General features: G+C 48.5%; 17 protein-coding genes. 8 read left to right on the top strand and 9 right to left on the bottom strand.

From position 1 onward, the window contains the following. Window positions 1–102: 102 nt before the first annotated feature. The 5 genes from WH45_RS00510 to WH45_RS00490 form a co-directional block, all read right to left on the bottom strand. Window positions 103–3,543: an S-layer homology domain-containing protein gene (locus tag WH45_RS00510; RefSeq protein ID WP_235338205.1), complete on the bottom strand. Its 3,441-nt coding sequence runs from the start codon at window positions 3,541–3,543 to the stop codon at window positions 103–105. A 240-nt stretch (window positions 3,544–3,783) separates the two neighbouring features. Further along, window positions 3,784–5,298 (bottom strand): efflux RND transporter periplasmic adaptor subunit, encoded by a 1,515-nt coding sequence (locus tag WH45_RS00505; RefSeq protein ID WP_046212449.1) that lies wholly within the window; start codon window positions 5,296–5,298, stop codon window positions 3,784–3,786. Window positions 5,299–5,365: 67 nt separating this feature from the next. Continuing rightward, window positions 5,366–6,928 (bottom strand): DHA2 family efflux MFS transporter permease subunit, encoded by a 1,563-nt coding sequence (locus tag WH45_RS00500; RefSeq protein WP_046212448.1) that lies wholly within the window; start codon window positions 6,926–6,928, stop codon window positions 5,366–5,368. Between the two features lie 13 nt (window positions 6,929–6,941). Continuing rightward, the gene (locus WH45_RS00495; RefSeq protein ID WP_046212447.1) at window positions 6,942–7,595 is read right to left on the bottom strand and encodes an HlyD family secretion protein; all 654 of its coding nucleotides are present in this window, start codon (window positions 7,593–7,595) and stop codon (window positions 6,942–6,944) included. Between the two features lie 43 nt (window positions 7,596–7,638). Continuing rightward, window positions 7,639–8,190, bottom strand: coding sequence for a PadR family transcriptional regulator (locus WH45_RS00490; protein ID WP_052723547.1), 552 nt, complete (start codon window positions 8,188–8,190; stop codon window positions 7,639–7,641). Window positions 8,191–8,529: 339 nt separating this feature from the next. On the opposite strand from WH45_RS00490, the gene WH45_RS00485 reads away from it, so the two are divergent. Then, window positions 8,530–9,093, top strand: a complete 564-nt coding sequence (locus WH45_RS00485; RefSeq protein ID WP_052723546.1) for an RNA polymerase sigma factor — start codon at window positions 8,530–8,532, stop codon at window positions 9,091–9,093. Next, on the top strand, window positions 9,086–10,231 hold the full coding sequence (locus WH45_RS00480) for a DUF4179 domain-containing protein (RefSeq protein WP_046212445.1): 1,146 nt from the start codon (window positions 9,086–9,088) through the stop codon (window positions 10,229–10,231). Before WH45_RS00485 ends, WH45_RS00480 begins: the two co-directional genes overlap by 8 nt. A gap of 77 nt (window positions 10,232–10,308) precedes the next feature. On the opposite strand, the gene WH45_RS00475 is transcribed toward WH45_RS00480, so the two are convergent. After that, complete coding sequence (locus WH45_RS00475; protein WP_046212444.1) at window positions 10,309–10,698, bottom strand: BLB8/JUQZ-1 family protein; 390 nt, start codon at window positions 10,696–10,698, stop codon at window positions 10,309–10,311. 270 nt (window positions 10,699–10,968) lie between these two features. On the opposite strand from WH45_RS00475, the gene WH45_RS00470 reads away from it, so the two are divergent. Further along, the gene (locus tag WH45_RS00470; protein WP_046212443.1) at window positions 10,969–12,093 is read left to right on the top strand and encodes an FAD-dependent monooxygenase; all 1,125 of its coding nucleotides are present in this window, start codon (window positions 10,969–10,971) and stop codon (window positions 12,091–12,093) included. A 307-nt stretch (window positions 12,094–12,400) separates the two neighbouring features. Next, window positions 12,401–13,039, top strand: coding sequence for an NAD(P)-dependent oxidoreductase (locus tag WH45_RS00465; RefSeq protein WP_046212442.1), 639 nt, complete (start codon window positions 12,401–12,403; stop codon window positions 13,037–13,039). A gap of 280 nt (window positions 13,040–13,319) precedes the next feature. Here WH45_RS00465 and WH45_RS00460 read toward each other — a convergent pair whose 3' ends face one another. Further along, window positions 13,320–13,760: an Lrp/AsnC family transcriptional regulator gene (locus WH45_RS00460; RefSeq protein ID WP_235338204.1), complete on the bottom strand. Its 441-nt coding sequence runs from the start codon at window positions 13,758–13,760 to the stop codon at window positions 13,320–13,322. 502 nt (window positions 13,761–14,262) lie between these two features. On the opposite strand from WH45_RS00460, the gene WH45_RS00455 reads away from it, so the two are divergent. Then, window positions 14,263–15,114 carry a helix-turn-helix transcriptional regulator gene (locus tag WH45_RS00455; protein ID WP_046212441.1) on the top strand — a complete coding sequence of 284 codons (852 nt, stop codon included), beginning with the start codon at window positions 14,263–14,265 and terminating at the stop codon, window positions 15,112–15,114. Between the two features lie 405 nt (window positions 15,115–15,519). Here WH45_RS00455 and WH45_RS00450 read toward each other — a convergent pair whose 3' ends face one another. Continuing rightward, a complete protein-coding gene (locus WH45_RS00450) occupies window positions 15,520–17,070 on the bottom strand; it encodes a malate:quinone oxidoreductase (RefSeq protein WP_046212440.1) in 1,551 nt (516 codons plus the stop codon). Between the two features lie 1,227 nt (window positions 17,071–18,297). On the opposite strand from WH45_RS00450, the gene WH45_RS24055 reads away from it, so the two are divergent. The 3 genes from WH45_RS24055 to WH45_RS00440 all read left to right on the top strand — a co-directional run bounded on the left by WH45_RS24055 (window position 18,298) and on the right by WH45_RS00440 (window position 20,303). After that, complete coding sequence (locus WH45_RS24055) at window positions 18,298–18,423, top strand: hypothetical protein (RefSeq protein ID WP_268748556.1); 126 nt, start codon at window positions 18,298–18,300, stop codon at window positions 18,421–18,423. Window positions 18,424–18,680: 257 nt separating this feature from the next. Beyond that, window positions 18,681–19,712, top strand: coding sequence for an amidase domain-containing protein (locus WH45_RS00445; protein WP_046212439.1), 1,032 nt, complete (start codon window positions 18,681–18,683; stop codon window positions 19,710–19,712). Window positions 19,713–19,775: 63 nt separating this feature from the next. Next, window positions 19,776–20,303, top strand: coding sequence for a hypothetical protein (locus tag WH45_RS00440; RefSeq protein ID WP_046212438.1), 528 nt, complete (start codon window positions 19,776–19,778; stop codon window positions 20,301–20,303). Between the two features lie 138 nt (window positions 20,304–20,441). On the opposite strand, the gene WH45_RS00435 is transcribed toward WH45_RS00440, so the two are convergent. Beyond that, a complete protein-coding gene (locus WH45_RS00435; protein ID WP_046212437.1) occupies window positions 20,442–21,647 on the bottom strand; it encodes a PQQ-dependent sugar dehydrogenase in 1,206 nt (401 codons plus the stop codon). Window positions 21,648–21,798: the final 151 nt, after the last annotated feature.

Below are 21,798 nucleotides of genomic sequence, written 5' to 3'. Positions count from 1 at the left end.
AGGAATGACCAGAGAAATGCCCGGGTCCATAACGGAACCCGGGCATTTTCGATTGAACTCATTTACAATGTTTTTTACTCTGCTTATTCCAATTCATATTACTCAGATCAATTTGGCAAATGTCAGAATGCGATCTACCAGTGCGGCAGTCTCGGCACGATTCACCGGCGAATTCGTATTCAGCATACCGGCATTGCCCTGTACGATGCCCTGCTGGGCGGCGAACCGGACTGCATCTGCTGCCCAGGCGGATACCTGGTTGGCATCACGGTATGTCGACTGGAGTGAAGTGCTGCCTGATGCGCTCGTATCAATATTCGCCAGCTTGACCGCACGTACCAGAATGGCAATCGCTTCTTCCCGGCTGATATTGCGGTCAGGCTTAAATGTGCCGTCCGCATAACCGTTGAGCAGTCCATATTGCGCAGCGGCACCTACATACGACTGATACCAGCTGCCCCCAGCCACATCGCTGAAGGAGCGGCCTGTACCCTGCTGATCGGCAAGTCCAAAGGCGCGTACAGCGACAGCTGCGAATTCCGCACGGGTAATATTGCGATTAGGTTCAAATGCCGTCTGATTGACACCCTCGACAACCATCCGGGAAGCCATATCTTCGATCGCTGTCCGTCCCCAGTGATTGGCTACATCGGCAAAACTCTTCTCGTTTTCAACCAATGCGTACGTTCCGGTGCTGACGAGACTGTTGATCTGTGCGTAGTACTGATCTCCAATCTGGGTCACGCGGGTCGGTACATGCATAAAGGAAGACTGGTCTTCGTTATAGATGATTCCGGTGGTAATCCGGGATGGGTCATATCCTTCCGGCAGCGGAATCAGGCGCTGTCCGTATTGTTCAAAATTCGGTACCGTGATTTGCTCTCCACCATAACTTGCTGCTACGCCAAAATTGGTGGCCGTGGAGCCGACCAGCGTCACATTGCGTGTGGTCGCTGCATTTTGCATTCCCTCGGACTGTGCTGTTCCTGCCGGTGCAATCGTGATGATATACTGCAGATTCTGCAAATCGGAGGCTGCATTGTTCCGGGAGGCAATGGTAGTCACACCAAGCTGTCTGGCCGGTAGAATATACCGACCTCGTGCAGCCTGCAGTTCAATCGCACCGTTGCGATCATCCAGCCACTTGGCGATCGTTCCATCCAGCTCTGTACGTATAGTGCTTCCATCTGCCGGAGCCGGGATTACCAGGCGGTTGCGATCCGAATTGTCCAGCGACTGAATCGCCTGGCTGCTGTTTACCCGGATACGGGTAACCTGTGTTCCGTTCTCCTGCTCGCGAATCACGGTAGCGATCGTTGCATTTGTTACCGGGTCAGCCAGCGTGGTTCCTGTATCGGTGCCCGATCCAGGCGTAGTCGGTGTGGTTCCTCCATTCGTGCCCGGAGTGGTACCTGATCCACCGCCTCCACCTCCGCCGGAGTTATTGTTGTTATTATCATCGTCGTCATCGTCATCATCACGGGAAGTGACGGTAACGTTAATACGGACGGACAGACCCTGATATTCGGCTGTAATCACTGCAGTACCTGCATTAACCGCGGTGATCAGACCGTTGGCATCTACAGTAGCCACACCCGGGTTGGACGAAGTGTAAGTCAGCCTCTCGGTAATGGTCTTGACAGTGCCATCATCATAGACCGCCTGAATAACGGTCTGCTGGGTATTTCTCTCGGTAATCGCGTATTCTGTACGCTCTGCAGTCAGCTCCGTCACTACCGGATCGGTGGTGACCGTCACACTGATATCAATCGTCTTGCCCCCATACTCTACAGTAATAGTCGCTGTTCCTGCTTTTACTGCGGTAATGACGCCATTATTATTGGCGGAAGCTACAGTCGGGTCGGACGATGTATAGGTCGCATCTTCCGTAACCGTCTTGACGGTTCCGTCATCATATACAGCCTGGATTACTGTCTGCTGTGTGCTTCCCTGCTTTAATGTATACTCTGTACGGTCGGTGGACAGATTCGTAATGACCGGCGCCGTATACGTCACATTGACCGTAGCCTGGGCACTCGATCCCTTGTATACGGCTGTAATAACCGTATTCCCCTCGGCCACACCGGTTACCAGACCTGTTGCATTGACTGAAGCGATACTCGGATTGGCCGAACTGAATGTTACACCGCTTGTGACGGTATACAGCTCACCGGTCTCCTCATAGACAGCCTGCACTACCGTCTGATGGGTAGTACCCAGTTTCAGATTATATGCATTACTGTCCAGAACCAGAGGCGGAGTCTCCTTGGTCGTGAAGCTCTCTGTTCCGGATGCATAGGTTGTGCCATACGCATCTACCGCATAAGCCCGGTAGTTGTAGCTGGTAGAAGGCGCCAAATTGCCTGCCAGTACCGTAAATGCCCCTACACCGGTCTCTGTGCTGCCGTAACGTGTCACTGTACCGGTAGCTGTATTCGTAACGGCAATACCTTTTTCCACTACAGAAGTTTTGCCTTCTGCCTGTACTTCACCCGATAATTGTGCGGAATTGGAAGTAACCAGGGCAGATGCACCGGTTACAACAAGCGGCGCTGCCTGCAGGGTCCATGTCTGATTAATAATTGTACCTGTCGACCCAAATCCGCCAAAGGACAATACCTGATCGTGCGCCGGATCATAGAGCATGCCGATATGCCCGCGCGCTGTGGTTGTCAGATTGCGCTGGGTCCAGCCCGTGCCGGTCCAGAACCAGGTATCTCCGATCATCTGACCGGAACCCGGAATTTCACCGCCAAACAGAATAACATTGGCTCCATCATAGGCAAGTCCGTAAGCCATCCGTACAGGCGGGCTTGTAGCTGCATTTTGCTGGGTCCAGGTAGTACCGTTCCACGTCCATGTATCATTAAGGAAACCTTCTTCGGAATTCCCGCCGAACATCAGCAGATTGCCGCTGACCGGATCATAGGTCATCTGCCCAAAGTTACGGGCGGTGGGACTTGTCGCTGGTGCCTGAAGTGCCCAGTCGCTCCCTGTCCAGATCCATGTCTCGTTGGATTGTCCACCAGGGGTATAACCACCAAACAGAACGATATTATTGCGGGTCTGATCAGTCGCCATATAAGGCGTTCCCCGCGGAGTCGGCGTATGCGCTGGATTTAACTGCTGCCAGTTGCTGCCGGTCCATGCCCAGGTATCTCCGATGACTCCTGTCGGACTGTCTCCACCAAACATAATGATGCGCTGGGAGATCGGATCATATGCCATACCGCCGCCGCTCCGGCGACCCGGTACGGTAGCGGGAGATAGCTGCTGCCAGTTGGTACCATTCCACATCCATGTGTCATTCAACTGATTGACACTTCCACCTACGTAACCACCAAACATCAGAACATTGCCTGTAGTTGGATCATACGCCATTAGTGGAGCTGTCCGTCCAGAAGGTACGGTTGCCGGAAACTTTTGTGTCCATGCATAATTGCCATCGGTTGCTGCCGAAGCAGTGGATGCTCCGCCAAACCAGCCAGTAGGCAAAGTAACTACCAGAAGAAAAGATAACAACAGCAACATCGATTTTCTCAAAACCCGGGCACTCGACAATAGACTCTAACCTCCTATGTGTTTACCTATAATAGAAAAATATGTTTATAATGTATATTTAAAGCAAGATGAATCCAAACAAACAACCAAAATAGCCAATTTGCGTATATTTTTATTTTTTCTATCCAGCTGTTCGGCTATCGGTTTATTGCCAATATCATCAAGCAAAAAAAAGACTCCAAATCCGAAAATAAGGATCTGGAGTCTTGAATGATGTGGAGCTTAATGATTACTGGCGATCTGGACGGTTGTATTCTCATCCAGCAGCGCCGCATTATTGGAAATAACCTGATCCCCTGCATTCAGACCTTTAGTGATCAGAGACTGGGAACCGGCCGTAATACCTACCGTTACCGGCTTGCGTACCGCTCTGCCTTTGGCTGCTGTATAGACGTAAGACTGCTTGCCGTCCTGTTGAATCGCCTTGGTCGGAACAATAATTCCTTCTTTGGCATCGTCACCGACGAAGCTCACATCTGCCAGCATGCCGGTCTTGAGCTTGCCATCTGGGTTGCTGACCGCCACCTCTACCGGATATCCGTTACCGCTGGCATCCATGGGGTTGATGTTTTTCACTTTACCATTCGCTACAATACCGGAGGAAGCTACGCTCACCTGTACCCGGTCACCAGCCTGAATACCGTTGATCTCTTCTGCAGGGACGTAGATCAGAATGTTCACTTGATCCAGATTAGCGATGACCAGTGACGGAGCGGCCGAAGACACCATCTCACCGGCTTCCACATTTTTGGTAACGACAATGCCGTTAATTGGTGATTTGACGACCGCATTATCCAGCGCATCGCGGGCGATATCGATATTCACCTGTGCCTGCTCCACCTTTTGTCGGCTTGCTTCAACACCGGCTGTGCTCTGGGATACCTCCAGCTGACGCTGGGCATTATTGTATCCTTCGCTCGCATTGGTATAGCTGCTGTTCGCATTTTCATAAGCGGACTGTGCGGTAGCCAGTCCTTTCTGGGCCGTTACCTGTGAATTACGGGCGGCTTCCAGCTGCTCCTGTGCATTGGCACGCCCATTGACCGCATTGTCGTACGCGGTCTGGGCGCTGACGACGGCTGCCTGAGCCTGTTCCAGCTGCGCCTGCGTCGCCAGTCCGTTATCCGCCAGCGATTGGGTACGTGTTAGCGTAGACTTGGCAGTAGCCAGTGCTTCCTGGGTCTGTTTGATTGTATTACCGGCTGTAGAAATGGCTGTCTGCGCCTGCTTCACAGCTGTATTGGCCTGGTTGACTGCCGCCTGGGCCTGATTAATGCCACTCTGCGCCTGGGTGATGGCGCTCTTGGATGAGATGATTCCGTTCTTGGAGCTGACCAGACCCGATGAAGCGGAGACTACACCGGTCTCGCGGGAAGTCTCCGCCGTCTTGACGCCTGCCTGTGCTGCCTTGGCATCCGACTGGGCAATCTTCAGTTTGTTGCGCAGATCGTCGTCATCCAGTCGAAACAGTACCTGACCCGGCTTGACCTGTGCACCCACGTCTACAGTCACATTGTCCACCTTGCCGGCGATTTTGGGCATAATATTTACGGTAGCCGAAGGATTTACGGTACCCGTATAGATATTACCCTGACCGAGCATTCCCTTTTGGGCCTGGCTCACCTTAACGGTAACATTCATAGCCTGTGCCGCTTCATTGCCTGTCGAACATCCTGCCAGCAGGGTCGTGCTCAGGACAAGAGCGGCGGCCGTAACTTCCCATTTTCCTCTTTTCATTGCTCGCTTCCCTTTCTTTCTGTAATGGCTGATTTCTATTTCCATAACGATCATTCCGAATTATCCATTATGCCTGCGCTGTTGCTTCCTCGGTAATTATGATTTCTTTGGGCTTCTTTTTCCGGCTGATAAACAGGAACATCAGCGGCAGACAGCAGAACAGCGGGATCGAAGACAGCAGGAACGTATCCGCAATGCCCCGTGAATAAGCATCCAGCGAGATCAGACCCGTCGTACTGGACAGCCAGGAGCTGCCAAGTGCCGACTGCAGGTACTGCCCACCTTCTACAGTGACCGACTCGGCGATATGCTGCGTATGCAGGGCGGTACGGCTCTGCATGATAAAAGTAAAGATCGCGATCGCCATCGAACCTGCCAGCGTACGGATCAGATTGGATGCGGCCGAGGCACTGCTGACTTTGGCTGCGGACACTTCCTCCGCGATAGCATTCATTCCCACCGTGGACAACGGCATCAGACAGAGTCCGATCCCCATCCCGCGGACAACCATAACCGTCTCGAACCATAACCGGGATGTCTGCGGCGTCAGCGTGTGCAGATGATAGGTCATCACGCTGGTCAGCGTCAGACCGAACAGGCATAGCGGCACAATACCAATCTTGTCCACCAGTTTGCCGGCAATCGGCATCATCAGCGCCATCGCTACCGCCTGCGGCAGCAGGATCAGGCCGGTGTTGATTGCCGAGTACGACTGGATATTTTGCAGGAAAAGAGGCGCCAGAAAGGTTCCGCCCATCATACCCATCATGACAAAGCTGGAAGCAACCACACTGATCGTAAATTTGTAATTTTTAAATAATGAAATATCGATAACCGCGTTATCCTTGCCGCGTTCCACATAGATCAGGAACACCAGCGACCAAAACGCGATAAACAGCAGCCCGACAATCTTGAACGACGTCCAGCCGGACGAAGATCCGTTGGACAGGGCGTACAATAGTGTGCCTGCACATGTCGCGGACAGCAGGAAACCCAGCACATCGAACTTGATCGGCTGATTTTTGGGCGGTTCCTTGATCAGCAGGAAAATCATCAGGATCGCGAACAGGGCAATCGGTACACAGGCGATAAACAGGAACCGCCAGTTAAACCATTCTATCAGATAACCACTCAGTGTCGGCCCGATCGCTGGTGCCGCCATCGCTGCAATTCCCCACAGACCAACGGCAAAGCCGATCTGTTCGCGCAGCATAATTTTGTATACGATCGTCATACTGAGCGGCATAATCAACCCCCCACCCAGACCTGCGAGAATCCGGGCAGCGATCAGTGAAGTATCGTTCCAGGCAAACGCACAGATCAGCGTACCGATCGTGAAAACGGACAATGCCAGAAGCATGAACTTCTTGTAGCCGATCCGCTGCTCCATAAAGCCGGTAATCGGCACGATAATCCCGGAAGCCAGCGTGTAGCCGGTAATGACCCACTGGATACGGGTCGTGGTCGATCCCAGATCGGTCGTCAGCTGGGGAATCGCCACGTTGATCAGACTGTTGTTCAGTACAGCGACAAATGTGCCGAGTACGATTGACCAGAAGGCAAACCAGCGCTCTCTGGACGTTAGCGTCTCGGCGGTCGAAGGAGGAGCGGTTACAGTTGCAGCAGACACGTCGACTCCCCCTTTATGAAGTATGAATCTTGACTTCCACGTTCGTTCCCGGGATCAGCTTCATACCTTCCGGCACATTCAGTGCGATTTCCACCGGAATCCGCTGGGTGACTTTGTTAAAGTTACCGCTCGTGTTGGTCGCGGGAATAACGGAAAAGACCGAATTGGACGCCTGTCCCACTTTGCGGACTTTACCCTGAATGACCTGGTCGCCGGCAGCATCGAGCGTAATATCGACCAGTGCGCCCAGCTTGATACGGCTGATATCCGTCTCTTCGATATTGGTGGATACGTACAGACTGTTCATGTCTGCCATAATCGCTATCGTTGAACTCGGCGAGGCAATTTCATTCACTTTGGAATACAGTTTGATTACGGTGCCGCTGATCGGTGCACGCACCACAGACTTGCTGATGGAGCTGGATTCCAGACCGGATACATCCTGTTCGGCGATCGGCTCGTTCTTTTGCAGAGTGTCGCCTTCTTCAATATCAATATGGTTCAGACGTGCAGTCAGCTGCGGCATGACTTTGTACTGGTCCGCGGTAATTCGGGCATCGTCACTTTTCACAAAATAAGCGCCCTGGTACCAGTAGTAGTAGCCCAGTGCTCCGCCGCTCACGACGAGCAGCACAATCAGAACCCATAACGTGATTTTCTTTCTCACTTCTTCCACCTCAGACTCATATATTTGGCGATCCTGGTATGGATCAGGAGAGCTCTTCCTTCATTCGCTGGATAACTCCCAGCAGATCCTTCAGATTATCCAGCTCATGCTGACGGCCGGACTGTCCATACCTGATCAGAAAGGCGTAACACTCTTCATAGCCTGCCTCCACATTTTGCGGCTGCCAGGATGCGGTACGCTTTTTCATCTCATCCAGTTCCTGTTCCTTCTGCTCAATCGCTTCACTGAGCATATACAGGATACGGTCGATATCGACCAGCTTGACAAAGAAAAGAGGCGCCAGCAGAGAGCGAATATCCTTTGGATGTTTGAAGCTTTTGTAGATCATGTCCTTGAGCGCTTCCCGGCCGCTCTCTGTTATGGCGTAGTTGCTTTTGTCCGGGTGACCTTCGGACTGTACGGTTTCTACCTTTTCCAGGTATCCCTTTTTGTAGAGGGCATCGAAATTGTAGTACAGATTGCCATCGGTAATGCTGACGGTGTTGCTTGTGTTTTCCAGAATCCGTTTCTTGATGTCATAGGGATGCCGCTCTTCATGCCAGAGCGAACCCAGGATATAGATTTGTAAAGACAATACATTCCCCTTTCCGCTGTTCTTACTTGTCGTTGTTCCATTTGGAACATGCTATATATTTTGGCTTCGACTCTGTATAGGGTACTCTGTACAGAGTATGTCTGTTGATTAATATACGCACTTTTGCATTAGCTGTCAATCTATTAGGTAACCTATTAATTTGAAAATTGGATTTTTAGGGTACTAGCGTGTTATCTGTTCCTGATTTTGCAGTCTTGAAATTTACAATATTTTCTATATAGTAAGTGAAGGAAATCACCAAATAATTGAAACAGCCTGTCACAAATCGGGATTCCCGATTGTTATACAGCTGAATGAAATGAATAAAAGGGGCGGAAGATGATGCCTGGTGCTTCAGATCCAAGCGAGAATTACAAAGTACAAACCATCGTGGAACAGGTACAGCAGGGTAATACCGAAGCGTACAGTGAACTTATACATATTTTTCAGAGACGGATCTATGTCTATTGTCATTATCTGCTTGGCAACAATGAGGAGGCCGAAGATGCTGTGCAGGAAGTGCTGGTCAAGGGATATTACGAGATTCGCCGCTTCCGGCATGCAGTCTCTTATTCCGCCTGGCTCTACCGCATTGCCTACAATCACTGCATGAACGTGCTGAAAAAGAGAAAACGACAGCGCTCCATCCTGCAGGATTATATATTCAACTACAGCATCCGGATGAACGATGAGATTGATCACTCCGAGCAGCTCGACCAACTGCTGGAACAGCTCAAGCCGGAGGAAAAGCATATTCTCATTCTGAAAGTGGTTGAACAATACACCTTTGATGAGATGGAAGTCATTACCGGCATCCGCAATGCCACACTTCGCAAAAAGTACGAGCGCATACGCAAAAAGCTCAGTTCAACGAAGCGTAAAGGAGGAATACTGCATGCATGATCCGACAGAACGACCAAATGATGAACAACTCAAATTATGGGAAGCGAGTATCCGAACCATGCATAAAAGCGATGTAGATTTAACCGACCAGATTATGAACCGCATTCGTGAGCAATCCACCAGCAATCGTAACAACGAACGACCAGAGGTCAAGCTCGCCCGAACCGGCCTGATTGCCGTATCCGTAGCTGCTGTGCTATTTCTGGGATTGGCCAGCAGCGCCTATGTCTCACCATCCATGGCCAAAGCCCTCAAGGAAATTCCCGGTGCCAGTCACATTTTTGCCATGACCGGAGACGCCGGACTAAGGACAGCCGACGAACAGGAACTGCTTACCCGTACCGCACTGGCAGACAGCCATAACGGTCTGAGTATTCAGGCACCTGAATTTATGTATGATGGCACACGGTTGTCGATTGCCTTGAAGCGCCAGCCGGACAGTGGACAAACGCCGCAGCAGAGCCTGATCCAATCGATTCAGGATGTGCAGCTGCAGATTGATGGAGAACCGATCAGTACGTATGCCGGCGCCAATGGAGATAATACAGTCGATCCAATGATGATACCCGGCTACGATCCGGACACCCTCATTCTGGAACTATCCGACCTTCGTAATCAGCAGGGACGTCCATTTCCGGATCAGTTCCAGCTGACTCTGCAAATGAAAGTCAGTGAAGCCAAGCAGCCGTTTACCATGGATCTGCCGGTTCAGAAAAACACGCAGCATATGCTGGTTGCTACCCCCAATGTACAGCGTCAGGATAAGCATATTCAGTTTACTGTAGCCAACATGGAATTTACGCCGGTCACTACGAATATTACGACCAAGATCCAGCTGTCCGGCGGGCAGAAGATCGATTTGGACACCATAATGATTGAATATGACGTTGTGGATGACCAAGGTCATAAGCTGTCTCCACTTTCAGGAGGCAGCGGGTACTACGAACATGATGGCAGCATGATTACCGTGGACAGCCGCTTTGCACCGCTAACCGATCTGCCGAAGTCCATTACAATCAAGCCTTACCGCAAGCTGCTGGAGCCGAGCGATCCGAGCCAGTTCCAGAAAGAGCCGAATGGAGACATTAAAGTTGAATATTTGCCGGAACTGCAGGTCACTATCCCGCTGAACCGTTAAATTCAAAAAGCAAGGAAGCGTTCATCCGCTCCCTTGCTTCTTTATGTCTATACAGCTGTTATGCCTGCTATCTCTGTTTAACCAGGTATTACGGTGAATGTATATACGCCCAGCGGATGACCATTTGCTTTGTACGCCTGCACCTTTGCTGTGCCATAACCAATCATGACGGCATAGCTGCCGGAAAGGCTCACCACATTGCTGCCCTGCAGGATTCGCCAGCTGGAACCGCTCATCGGAAATCTTCCACCCAGTCCGCGATAAGTCTCAGACTGATCCATCGTATGCATTCCGCCGGAACCGGCATGGATATCTGGAGTAAATGTAACGGTCACTGCTGCATCCTGCAGTGCGGAAGCTTCAACCGCAGTTGGACTCGACTCTGCCGCTGCTGCGGATATACCTGTCGCTTCGCTCATGGATAAAGCCAGCACAGCCGCTGTATATACAATCATTCCTTTTTTCATTCTAATTTCTCCCTTTTATGTAAATTTAAGTACAAATAGAAATCTATTACATCCTGATCCCAAGGTCAACACTTTTAATTTTAGACAAAATAAATATGGAAATTCACAGAGAGTGTGTCCACAAATTGCCGCAAAATCCAAGTCTTATATTTGTCACTTTTTACATTTAAAATAGAAGGTGCAGCTTGTATCATACCGCTTCTTTCTGTGCCTATTTGCAGACGCTGCTCAATCATCACGTGATCTCACCAACCAAGAAGGAGTTGTATTATGTCTAACCCTATCCAACATGCAGTCGTGATCGGAGCCGGAATCGGAGGATTATCCGCTGCGATTTCCCTGCGAAAAATCGGGCTAAACGTTACCGTATGCGAAGCCAGTGCCGAAGATGCGCCTGCCGGAACCGGCATTACCCAGCCCCAGAATACATTCAAAGTACTGAAGGATCTGGGCATCTATGAACAGTGCCTTCAGCAGGGGATTCAGCTGGACAGTATGCAGATTCTGAACCGGGAAGACCGGGTACTGCTGGAAGTGAACCAGAAGTTCCTGAACGAAGACCTGCCCGGACGCAATTCGATCTGGCGCTCCAGCCTGAATGGGATTCTGCTGTCTACCGCGCTGTCCCTCGGCGTTACCGTCCAGTGGGACCGTAAACTCAAAGCTTACGAAGAAAGCGATGAAGGCGTAATTATCCATTTCGAGGATGACAGCATCCTGCATACCGATCTGCTGGTGGGCTTTGACGGGATTCGTTCCCGGGTACGCAATATTATGCTGGGACGTGAAGTGACTTCCAAATATCTCGGTATGGGCTCATGGCGTGTGCCGATTGAATTCCCGGCCGGCACGCTCACCACGACCAGCTATATGCTGCTGAATGGCAGCAACAAAGTGGGCATCTTCCCGCTGACATCCACTACCGGCTATCTGTTCATTCTGAAGCCGGTCGCAGAAGATTACTGGGACCCACGGGAGCACCGCTATGATACGGTCCGCTCCATGCTGGAGCCGTTCCAATGGAAGCCGGACTTCCTGCGCAGCTGCTTCCAGCCGGACAGCCCGATCTTGTTTAATATGATCCGGGAAGTCGTGCTGGAGGAGCCATGGTTCAGCAAGCGTGTTGTCATTGGCGGAGATGCGGCTCATGCCAGCGCACCGAATCTGGCACAGGGTGCAGCGATGGCAATGGAAGATGCCATTGTACTCGCCGAAGAGATTGGCCGGGGCGATTCTCTGCCGCAGGCGCTGGCGGCTTATTACAATAGAAGATATCCACGGGCGAGTGAAGTACAGCGCCTGTCCGCCGAGCTGCTGGAAGGTGAAATGTCCGGCAAGGATACCCAGCAGAAGATTATTCAGCAGTGTGATGCTTTGCTGGAAGAAGCGTATTAAGCATCTGCCTTGTCGGTTCAGCTCTCTGCTGGAAAAAGCATATTAATGATCTGTCCGGCAGGTTGATCGCTCTGCTCCATTCACTTTATTTATAAAAAAATTCCACAAAAAAGCACCTGTAAAGGTGCTTTTCTCATTTATCCTCGGATATCCTCAGAAATATATCTCCAAAGATGATAAGTTCCTGCTGGTTGTGATAGGCTGGATATAAGCGATTTTTGCTGCCACACCGGCATGATGATTTGCTTTCAGCTATACGTCGATGACAATGGCATAATTGACTGACTATATAACCGGAGGTACATGTATGAATTTGATTATTTTCGGTGCTACCGGCCGGACTGGACGTGAGCTGGTTACCCAGGCACTGGAACAGGGGCACTCTGTCACCGCTTTCGTACGTGATTCGACCCGGATGCATATGACGCATGACAATCTGAAACTCGTTCACGGCAATATCGACAGCTATCCGGACATCCTCAGCGTCGTACAGTCGACCCGTTATAATGCAGCTCTGTTCGCCCTGGGTTCCAAAAGTCCTTTCCGACGCAATCCCGTCCTGAACAAAGCGATGCAAAATATTATTCGCGCCATGGAAGACAGCGGCACCGAGCGGTTTATTCATATTTCCTTTGTCGGTACCCGCCCGGATGCGGGCAGACTCGGTATGATGTACCGGTTCGTTATTCCGGTATTTATGAGGAATCTGCTGGCCGATCACCGGGAAAAGGAACAGATGCTTCATAACAGCAGCCTCGACTGGATGATCGCCCAGCCGCCGATGCTGACCAACGGACCCCGTACCGGTGAGTACACATACAGCGCCGGTATCGATAAAGGCAAAGCCGGCAAGCTCAAGCTCTCCCGCGCCAATCTGGCGGATTTCATGCTCAAACAGCTCGAAGACCATGCCTACAGCCGCAAGGAAGTCTTTGTCACCGAATAGCAAAGCCGGACCACCGGAACAGACCAAACAGACCACTTCGCCATGAAGCGGCCTGTTTTTTTGTATTTACGCACCCGGGATAGACGGTCCGGTTCCTCGATGCAGACAGGTCATTTCGGCTGCTGCCTACCTATGCGTGCTTATAGAATTTGCATAAAAAAGCTGCCCCTTTCAGCGGAGCAGCTGCCTTTGTCGTATTTTCAAATGGTAAAATATCCTGCTGATCCGTCTGCTTACCAGTCAATCTACATCAAATGGCAGCCGGCTCTTGATCCGGTGGCTACAGCAGGTTATGCCGATCTTCAATAATGTTTTTCATGCTGACCTGCGATTTGGAAGGACCGAATTGTACGAGCCGCTCCTGGAAATTCGCCAGCTCCTGCATGGAAGAAGTCTGTACCTTGATCATATAGTTGTACTCGCCGCTGATCCGGTGCAGGTCGGTCACTTCCAGCGCCTGCTCGCAGAAATCGACGATCTCCTGGCAGCGCTCGGTTTTGACCATAATAAACGTCGTCATCGAACGATCCAGCTTGGCCCAGTTGAATATGGCGCTGTAGCCGGTAATTACACCGCTCTCCTCCAGCCGAATAATACGTTCACGAATGGATGGAGCCGACAGGTTCAGTTCCTTGCTCAATTGAGCCGCAGTGATCCGGCCGTTTTGCTGCAATTTTTGCATAATTTTAAGATCCATTTCGTCGATGGAAGATGTCATCATATCATTTCTCCTCTATACGGATCAGCCGAGTACCAGAAAAAAAGCAAACAAGGCTTATTTCCTTCTTTTCCAAATCCATACCCGCTGATTCCCTTGGTTTGCTCATATATCGTCAGGGCAGTCTTTTTTATACTAAAGCTATCATACCACGAAGGAGATCCAAGAATGGGAATTAACGGATTACCACATTTCGCCGTTCAGGCGAAGAACTATGAATAGACACTGACTTCTTACCGGTAGATGCTGGGATTTCAGAGGGGGGTATCACTGGAGTCTGCTATCGGTTGAATGACTTGTCACAGTTTATAATGAAGAACGTTGAGGACCTACTGCCAAGACGTTCTTTTTGCGTTTTAACCGAGGATGCGTAATGATAGATAGTGACAACTTGTATAATAAAAGCAATCCGATCGATCAACGATATGCTGGTCTTTCTGCTCGTTGGGAGGAGCCGGTCTCCTATAGATATTCATATCCTTATACGGAAAGGAAGCGATCACCGATGAAAAAGCAGCATTCTTCTCCGCTTGGAGAATTTATCAAATCACGTCGGGAGCGGCTGCAGCCGAATCAGGCCGGTATTCAGCCGCTCCCGGGAAGACGGCGTACGCCAGGGCTGCGAAGAGAGGAAGTCGCGTATCTCGCCAATATGAGCGTGACGTATTATACGTGGCTGGAGCAGGGACGGGAGACCCATCCGTCGCCTGAAGTACTCGGCAGCATCAGTGACGCGCTGCAGCTGAGTATGGATGAACATCGCCATCTGCTCGATCTCGCCAGAAACGAGTCTGCCCGTCATGCCAACCCCAATGAGAATACGCCATCCGATACCGGATTTTTGCAAAGTATTGTAGATCAGCTGCATTATCCTTCCTTTGTCACGGATGAAGGCACCGACATCATCGCATGGAATCGTGCATCCGAGCTGGTTATTGCGGATTTTGGCCGCCTGCCGGAGCAGGACCGTCATATGAGTCATGTGCTTTTTCTGGATGACGATTATCGGCGAAGACTGCTCAACTGGGAGGAATTTGCCCGTTACAGTGTGGCAATTATGCGCACACGGTTTGAATTTTTTCAGGATAACCCTGTCTATATGGACCGGTTCGCCCAGCTGCAGCGGGGGAGCGATGTCTTTGCCTCCCTGTGGGACAAATACGAAATCCAGCAAAAGCGGGTCACGACCGCCCAGTATCAGATGACAGATGGTTCGATCATGGAGTTCGCTATTCATTACACAGCCGTGATCGACAATGATCCGGGGTTGCACTGGTGTTTCTTTGTACCCGTACCGGGTTCGGGAACGGAAGAGAGACTGCGGCAAGTGCTGGAGCAGGACCGGCAGCGCGGATAAGCATGTGCTGTGTTGATTATGATCTTCAACAATCAATAGATGTAAAGACTTTGAGCTGCAAAATGTAACACCTATGGAGAAGCGTCTTGTTACAGGCGAACAATAATATGACGAATGGATAAGCTCGAATATCTTTCCAAGGCATAGGAGCGCTATTTACATTCTATGCAGATTATCCTCTTCATTATGACTATACACAGACAAAACAGCCCTTTCAGAAAATAAATTTCGAAAGGGCTGCCGTTTAGTCGTATAGGATAGACAGATAACCTGCAATTCCAGTGCAAACGACAGATTCACAGCCAAACGATATACCTGCTTCTGGATATATGCACTTACAAATTTACCAATATACAAACTTGTAGAGGCATAGCTCTGTACATTTACATACTTACTGGATGATCGCTACTTCACTGGCTCTCCAAACACTTCCGGCTCGGTAACCATTTTCAGGGAATCGATACTCGGATGCTTTTCTTCGCTCAGTTCGAGCGTCCTGGTCGTCGACTCGAAGATCTCGTGGAACATCTCCGGATGATCGGCCAGAGCGATCCCGTAGGAAGGAATCATTTCCTTGATCTTGGGCTCCCATTCATTCATCCGCTGCGGGAAGCATCTTTGCAGCACTTCCAGCATGACATGTACCGCAGTCGATGCACCCGGAGATGCGCCCAGCAGGGCAGCGACCGAGCCGTCGGCTGCGCTGACCACTTCGGTACCGAACTGCAGCGTCCCTTTGCCGCTTGGCGTGTCCTTGATGACCTGCACACGCTGTCCGGCGACCACGATCTCCCACTCGTCCAGCTTGGCATTGGGAATAAATTCACGCAGCTCTTCCAGCCGTTTGTCGTTGGACAGCATTACCTGCTGGATCAGGTACTTGGTCAGTCCCATTTCCTTGGCACCGGCTGCCAGCATCGTGAACAGGTTATTCGGCTTCACCGATCCGATCAGATCAAGGTTGGAGCCTGTTTTGAGGAATTTCGGCGAGAAGCCGGCGAACGGACCGAACAGCAGCGCCTTTTTGTTGCCGATATACCGGGTATCCAGATGGGGAACCGACATCGGCGGCGCGCCGACTTTGGCTTTGCCGTATACTTTGGCATGATGACGGGCGACGATGTCCGGATTGTTGCAGACCATGAACAGTCCGCTGACCGGGAAGCCGCCGATATAGCGAGATTCCGGAATGCCCGTCTTCTGCAGTAACGGCAGACTGCCGCCTCCGGCCCCGATAAAGATAAACTTGGTAATATGATGTTCCACTTTGCCATTATCGAGGTTCTGCACTTTGACAGACCACATGCCGTCGCTCGTACGCTTGATATCCTTGATGCTATGTTTATAATGAATCTCTACATTTTTACTTTTCAGATGGTCGAACAGCATGCGGGTCAGCGCCCCAAAGTTCACATCCGTGCCGGAATCGATCTTGGTCGCCGCAATCGGTTCACTGGATGTACGGCCTTCCATGATGAGCGGAATCCATTCTTTCAGCTTTTGCGGATCGTCCGAATATTCCATTCCTTCGAACAGAGGCAGCTTTGATAGCGCTTTAAATCTTTTGTTCAGAAAAGATACATTTTTCTCACCCATCACCAGGCTCATATGAGGGATCGGCTTGATAAAGTCCTGCGGATTGCGAATCAGATTGCTTTTGACCAGGAAAGACCAGAATTGACGGGACAGCTGAAACTGCTCATTGATCTGTACCGCCTTGCTGATGTCTACCGATCCGTCTTCTTTCTCGGTCGTATAGTTCAGCTCGCATAGGGCAGCATGGCCTGTACCCGCATTGTTCCATTCGTTGGAGCTTTCTTCTCCAGCGCTTGCGAGTTTCTCAAACACTTTAATTTCCCATTCCGGTGCTAACTCTTTCAGCAATGATCCCAGCGTCGCACTCATGACCCCGGCACCAATTAAGATAATGTCTGTTTTTTTCTGTATGCTGCTCATAAAAACCTTCCTTATCTCTTATATTTGCAAAAAAGAGCAGGCCCTCCTGCTTAGGTGATACAAGAAGCAAGGCTCCACTCAGGAACATCCCTTTTCTGTATACAGTATAACTAAAAATAAAGAGTCTGTTAAAATTTTATCGACATTGTTCTCCTAATTATAAACCATTTGCAGTTGGAAAAAAAAGTGAGAAGTTTACCCATATAGCATTAATAATACAAAACCGACGGTTTAACTCAGTTATTCGGAAATAAGTTCCCTATTCTTATCGGTATGCCGGAATAGTGCCCCTTTGCTTGCCGAAAGGCGGCTTGCTTTATTTTTCCCTGCCGAATGCAGCGGTAGGCCAGCTAACCTTTTACCAGGAAAAGGTTGCCGGTGTCCTCCATTTCATACAGGATACATCTCGAATCCGGCATTCGGAATAGATGATAGAAAGACAATATACGAACCTTTCTACTCCGACAGATCAATACTCTGTAGACAAAGATCCTGTAAAGATCCATAGCATTCCGCTCCGGCGGTCTACCAGTGTACAGATAACACATCTGATTTCTTTCATCCCTCAGCACAAACCGATCGTGGGCAGAAATATGCTCCAGACAGTGACCCTGCTGCGGATGGTATACATCCGAGGCTACGTTGTAAATAAGCATAGCGATCAGCTTATTTGGTTGCGTTTTCATTTTAAAAGTATATCACTATCTAGCATAGCAATACAGTCAGCTCACTGATAAAAATGCTGCTTCGTAACAAGACATTTATAAAGGCAGCAGATCAGTGGACGGCTGGCACATAAATATACTGTGCTGATCGGTCATTTTCTCTGAGAATTATACGCCCAGCTGCTGACCCTGCAGTTCCCTAAACAGATCACCGGATTCGGACTGCTCGAAGCCAGTCATCCGCAAGATATAAAGATTAACGACACCCAGCCAGCAGTGATACGTGCTTTGAATCACCTGCTGGACAGTGACTGAACAATCAGCAGAAGCTTGTACAGCTCAGCCGATACGACAAACAGATATTGGCGAAGCGGACACTTTCCCTAGTTTACCGAGTGGTACCTAGCGCTGCAGACGATCGTGAGTGCATCTCTTGCTGTGATAACAGAACATGAAATCGCGCCGAAATTTCGGTTGGCAGCTTTAACCAAATATATCACTATTTTAGGCGTTTACTAGTATCCATCAGCAGCAAAGGAACCTAAAACAAGGAGGACCTGTCATGCAAAATCTGCATACCAAACCTGTCATTTCCCTGCTCATTGTTATCTTTCTGCAGTGGATCATTTTACAGCTTGCTCTCGGCGTTCATCCATGGAAAGTACAATTGATTATTTATCTCAGATGATTTTATACCTGTCTAATTTGCTTTTTGATTTTTGAAATAACTTCTAAACAATGAGTAATTTAGCTCTATATAATTCGTTTATAAAAAATAAATTCTATAATTAATCTATTATTTATAGTGTCAATGATTACATAAGTTTATTTTTTCGACATTTATTTACAAAATAAAAATGATTTTTTAGTAGGGTATAAAATTAACCCCATAATAATTATACTAACTATTGCATTTAAATTTAACTTTATGAAGGAGTATCTAATTTGAAAAAATTTATTTCTACTACTTTATCATTAAGCCTACTATCTATAGTAAGTACGAGCTTAGCTTTTGCCCAGCCCAATGCTTCAATTCAGCTACAAGAGACACCTATATCAGAAAGATCTGCTATTACTGTTTTCAATGATACATATACTACTGTTAAAAGTGATACTTATGCTTTGGAAACAGAGACTACAGTTTCAAATCCAGAATCTATATTCAAAGAAAGAATAAAGGAATTAAATTTAGATTATAAAGTAGGTTCTTCTGAATACTCAAAATTTGTCAATAACTTTTTGTGGGATATGGATTCAAAATTAGCAAATTCACCTCAACATGAAGAACTAGTCGAATATGCTATAAATTATAATGAAACTCAAGCTCCTGTCGCTGATCCTCATGCAAGTAAGAGTCCAAACAACTTTTCTATCACTCATAATGGCCCTTCAATAGCAGCTTCAGCTACTGCCTCTTTGTCTTACAATAGACAGCAAGCTGTTAATTACGCATATAAGTGGGCAGCTAATGGCGCAGTAAAAAGAAATGGTGGTTTTAACGAATGGGGAAATGATTGTACTAATTTTATATCCCAAGTATGGTTGGCTGGTGGTCATTTTAAAAGGATACCTAAAGGCGGGCCATCAGGATATGAAGGTATGTTATATGTAACAACTAAATATTGGTATAGCCAATTATCTGGGGCAGGCGCTTCTAGATTCTCTGAAACTTCTTCTTGGACTGCGGTAGATGATTTTTATACTTTTTGGACTTCTCAAGGCTCAGCTGGTTCTTATTATCCTCATACTCAAGTTTCTTCTTTAATCAGTAAAGCTCAACCTGGAGACATAGTACAATTATCGTATACTTCAGGAAATAAAAATGATAGAACCCATTCGATGGTAGTTACGAAAAAAGTAGGTTCTACAGTCTACTTAACCTACCATTCTGGACCAAATAATAAAGATGTAGTAGATAAATCTATTAAAGATTCTGCTTTTGCTAATAGAGATTTCTGGCTAATCAAATTTGATTAATTAAATTGTAATAAAGTACATGAGTATACTCATGTACTTTATTACAATTTTAAGAGGTAACATATGAATAAAAAAATTATAACTTTAATTGTCTTAATTTACCTGATCGCAGAATCGGTTTTTGGCTTTACCACGTTTGCGATTTTTCCTCCCTCTATTCAAGTGACTTCAATAACAGATACAGCTTTAAAAAATGATGAAGACTCCCTAGCTTATTTACAAAAAGGGAAAAATGCTGAAGTGGCCGATGGGCATCATTGGTTAAGCAAAATACCCAATGATATTAATTATGCTGACTATAAGTTAGTTAACCTACCTATCCAAATCACTAATTCTAACTGGATAAGAAGTATGCGTGATGTGCGTATATATTTTATTCCTTCAAACAATGAAGGGTATATTTACTATACTAATGAAGCAGTAATGATAAATGTAGAGCGTTTTTCTGATCAACAGTATACTTTAACAGTTCTAATGAAAAATTCTTTATATAATGATTTTAAGAATAAAAAAGTTTTAGGTACATTAAATTTAAAATGGGGTCTCGGTTTGACTAAAAGTTTCGAACTTAATCAAGTTCTGAACTACTAAAAAAACCTTGAAGCAATACTTATAATAGTATTACTTCAAGGTTTTTTTGATACTGAACATACTACAAATCTTACTTCGCTTTATCTTTCTAATGAAAGTACTATCATTTTAAAAGTTAATTTAGAAATGATATCCATATTACTTCAAAATCAGCAGCCGGTCATCATTCGCTCCCGGATTGCCGTTGCCACCGGATGTATTGTTGGTCAGCACATAAATCTTGCCGTTATGCACGGCCACATCACGCACACGACCCACACCGGTCAGCACATTGGTCATTTTTTTGGTCTTCGGATCAAATTCCTTGAGGCTCTCGCCTGCCAGCGTAGCTACGAGAATCGTATCATCCGGCGTAACCGCAATACCGGATGGGGCGATTGCTTTGGAGCCTGCCACGTACAGCGGAGGCGTCATACCGGTAGCTGTCTCTTTGCCCATCACTTCCGGCCAGCCGTAGTTGGCGCCGGGTTTGATCAGGTTCATCTCGTCCAGACCTGTACGGTCGGTACCGCCGCCCGGGATCGGTGCGCCGCTCGGACCGTGATCGGAAGCGTACAGCTTGCCGTCAGAGGTCCAGGCGATACCCTGGGAATTGCGCAGTCCGTAGGCGTAGACATAGGAGTTTTTGATCGGATTGTCCTTTGGAATTTTGCCAGCTGTGGTCATTCGCAGGATTTTGCCGCCATAGCTGTCCAGATCCTGGGACAGTTCACGCCGATTGGTCTCGCCGGAGGTGCTGTACAGCATGCCGTCCGGTCCGATCGCCAGCCGTCCGCCTTCATGGATGCGGCCGCCAGGGATGCCTTTTAGCAGTTCGCTCTGCTCTTTCCATGTATTGCCGGTCAGCTTGACCTTGACGATCCGGTTGAAGCCCTCGCCTTTTTCTTCATAAGCATGATAGATATATGCCATTTTATTTTTGGCAAAATTCGGATCAAGCACAAAACCGGTCAGCCCCGCCTCGCCTACTACCCGGAGCGGTTTTTTGGTCTGGACTTTTTGCAGCGTCTGTTTGCCGTTTTTGACCTGTACAATACCGCCGACACGCTGCGTAATATAGACGGTATCTCCGGCAAACTGCATCGACCATGGCACCCTCATTTTGGTGGCTGCTGTGGTATAGCCACCTTTGAGTGAATCGGTAAGGCTGGCTTTGGTCTGGGCAGCGGATGAAGTGGCTTCCTGGCCGCTGGACGATGTAGTGGAAGAGTCACCTGATGCAGCCGGCGCCGTTTGTTCTGCTGCTGGCGCTGTCGCCTGTGGTTCCGCTGCGTAGGCAGAAGCCGGCAGGGCCAGCAGCAGAGCAAGTGTTACTATTTTTCCTTTTTCATGCATTTTGAACATTATATCCCTCCTTGTCCTTTTCCAATTTTTACCCATTACAGGCGGGACTAATCGAAATCGGACAAAGAAGTCTTTTTTATTTATAGATGACTCCAGTAAAAAGAGGGCAGCCTTGATTGGATACACGTATCATGGCTCTGCTAGGCTATGG

It is taken from the genome of Paenibacillus wulumuqiensis (assembly GCF_000971965.1).
Classification (GTDB): Bacteria; Bacillota; Bacilli; order Paenibacillales; family Paenibacillaceae; genus Saccharibacillus; species Saccharibacillus wulumuqiensis.
This window is presented reverse-complemented; position numbering and strand designations above follow the sequence as displayed.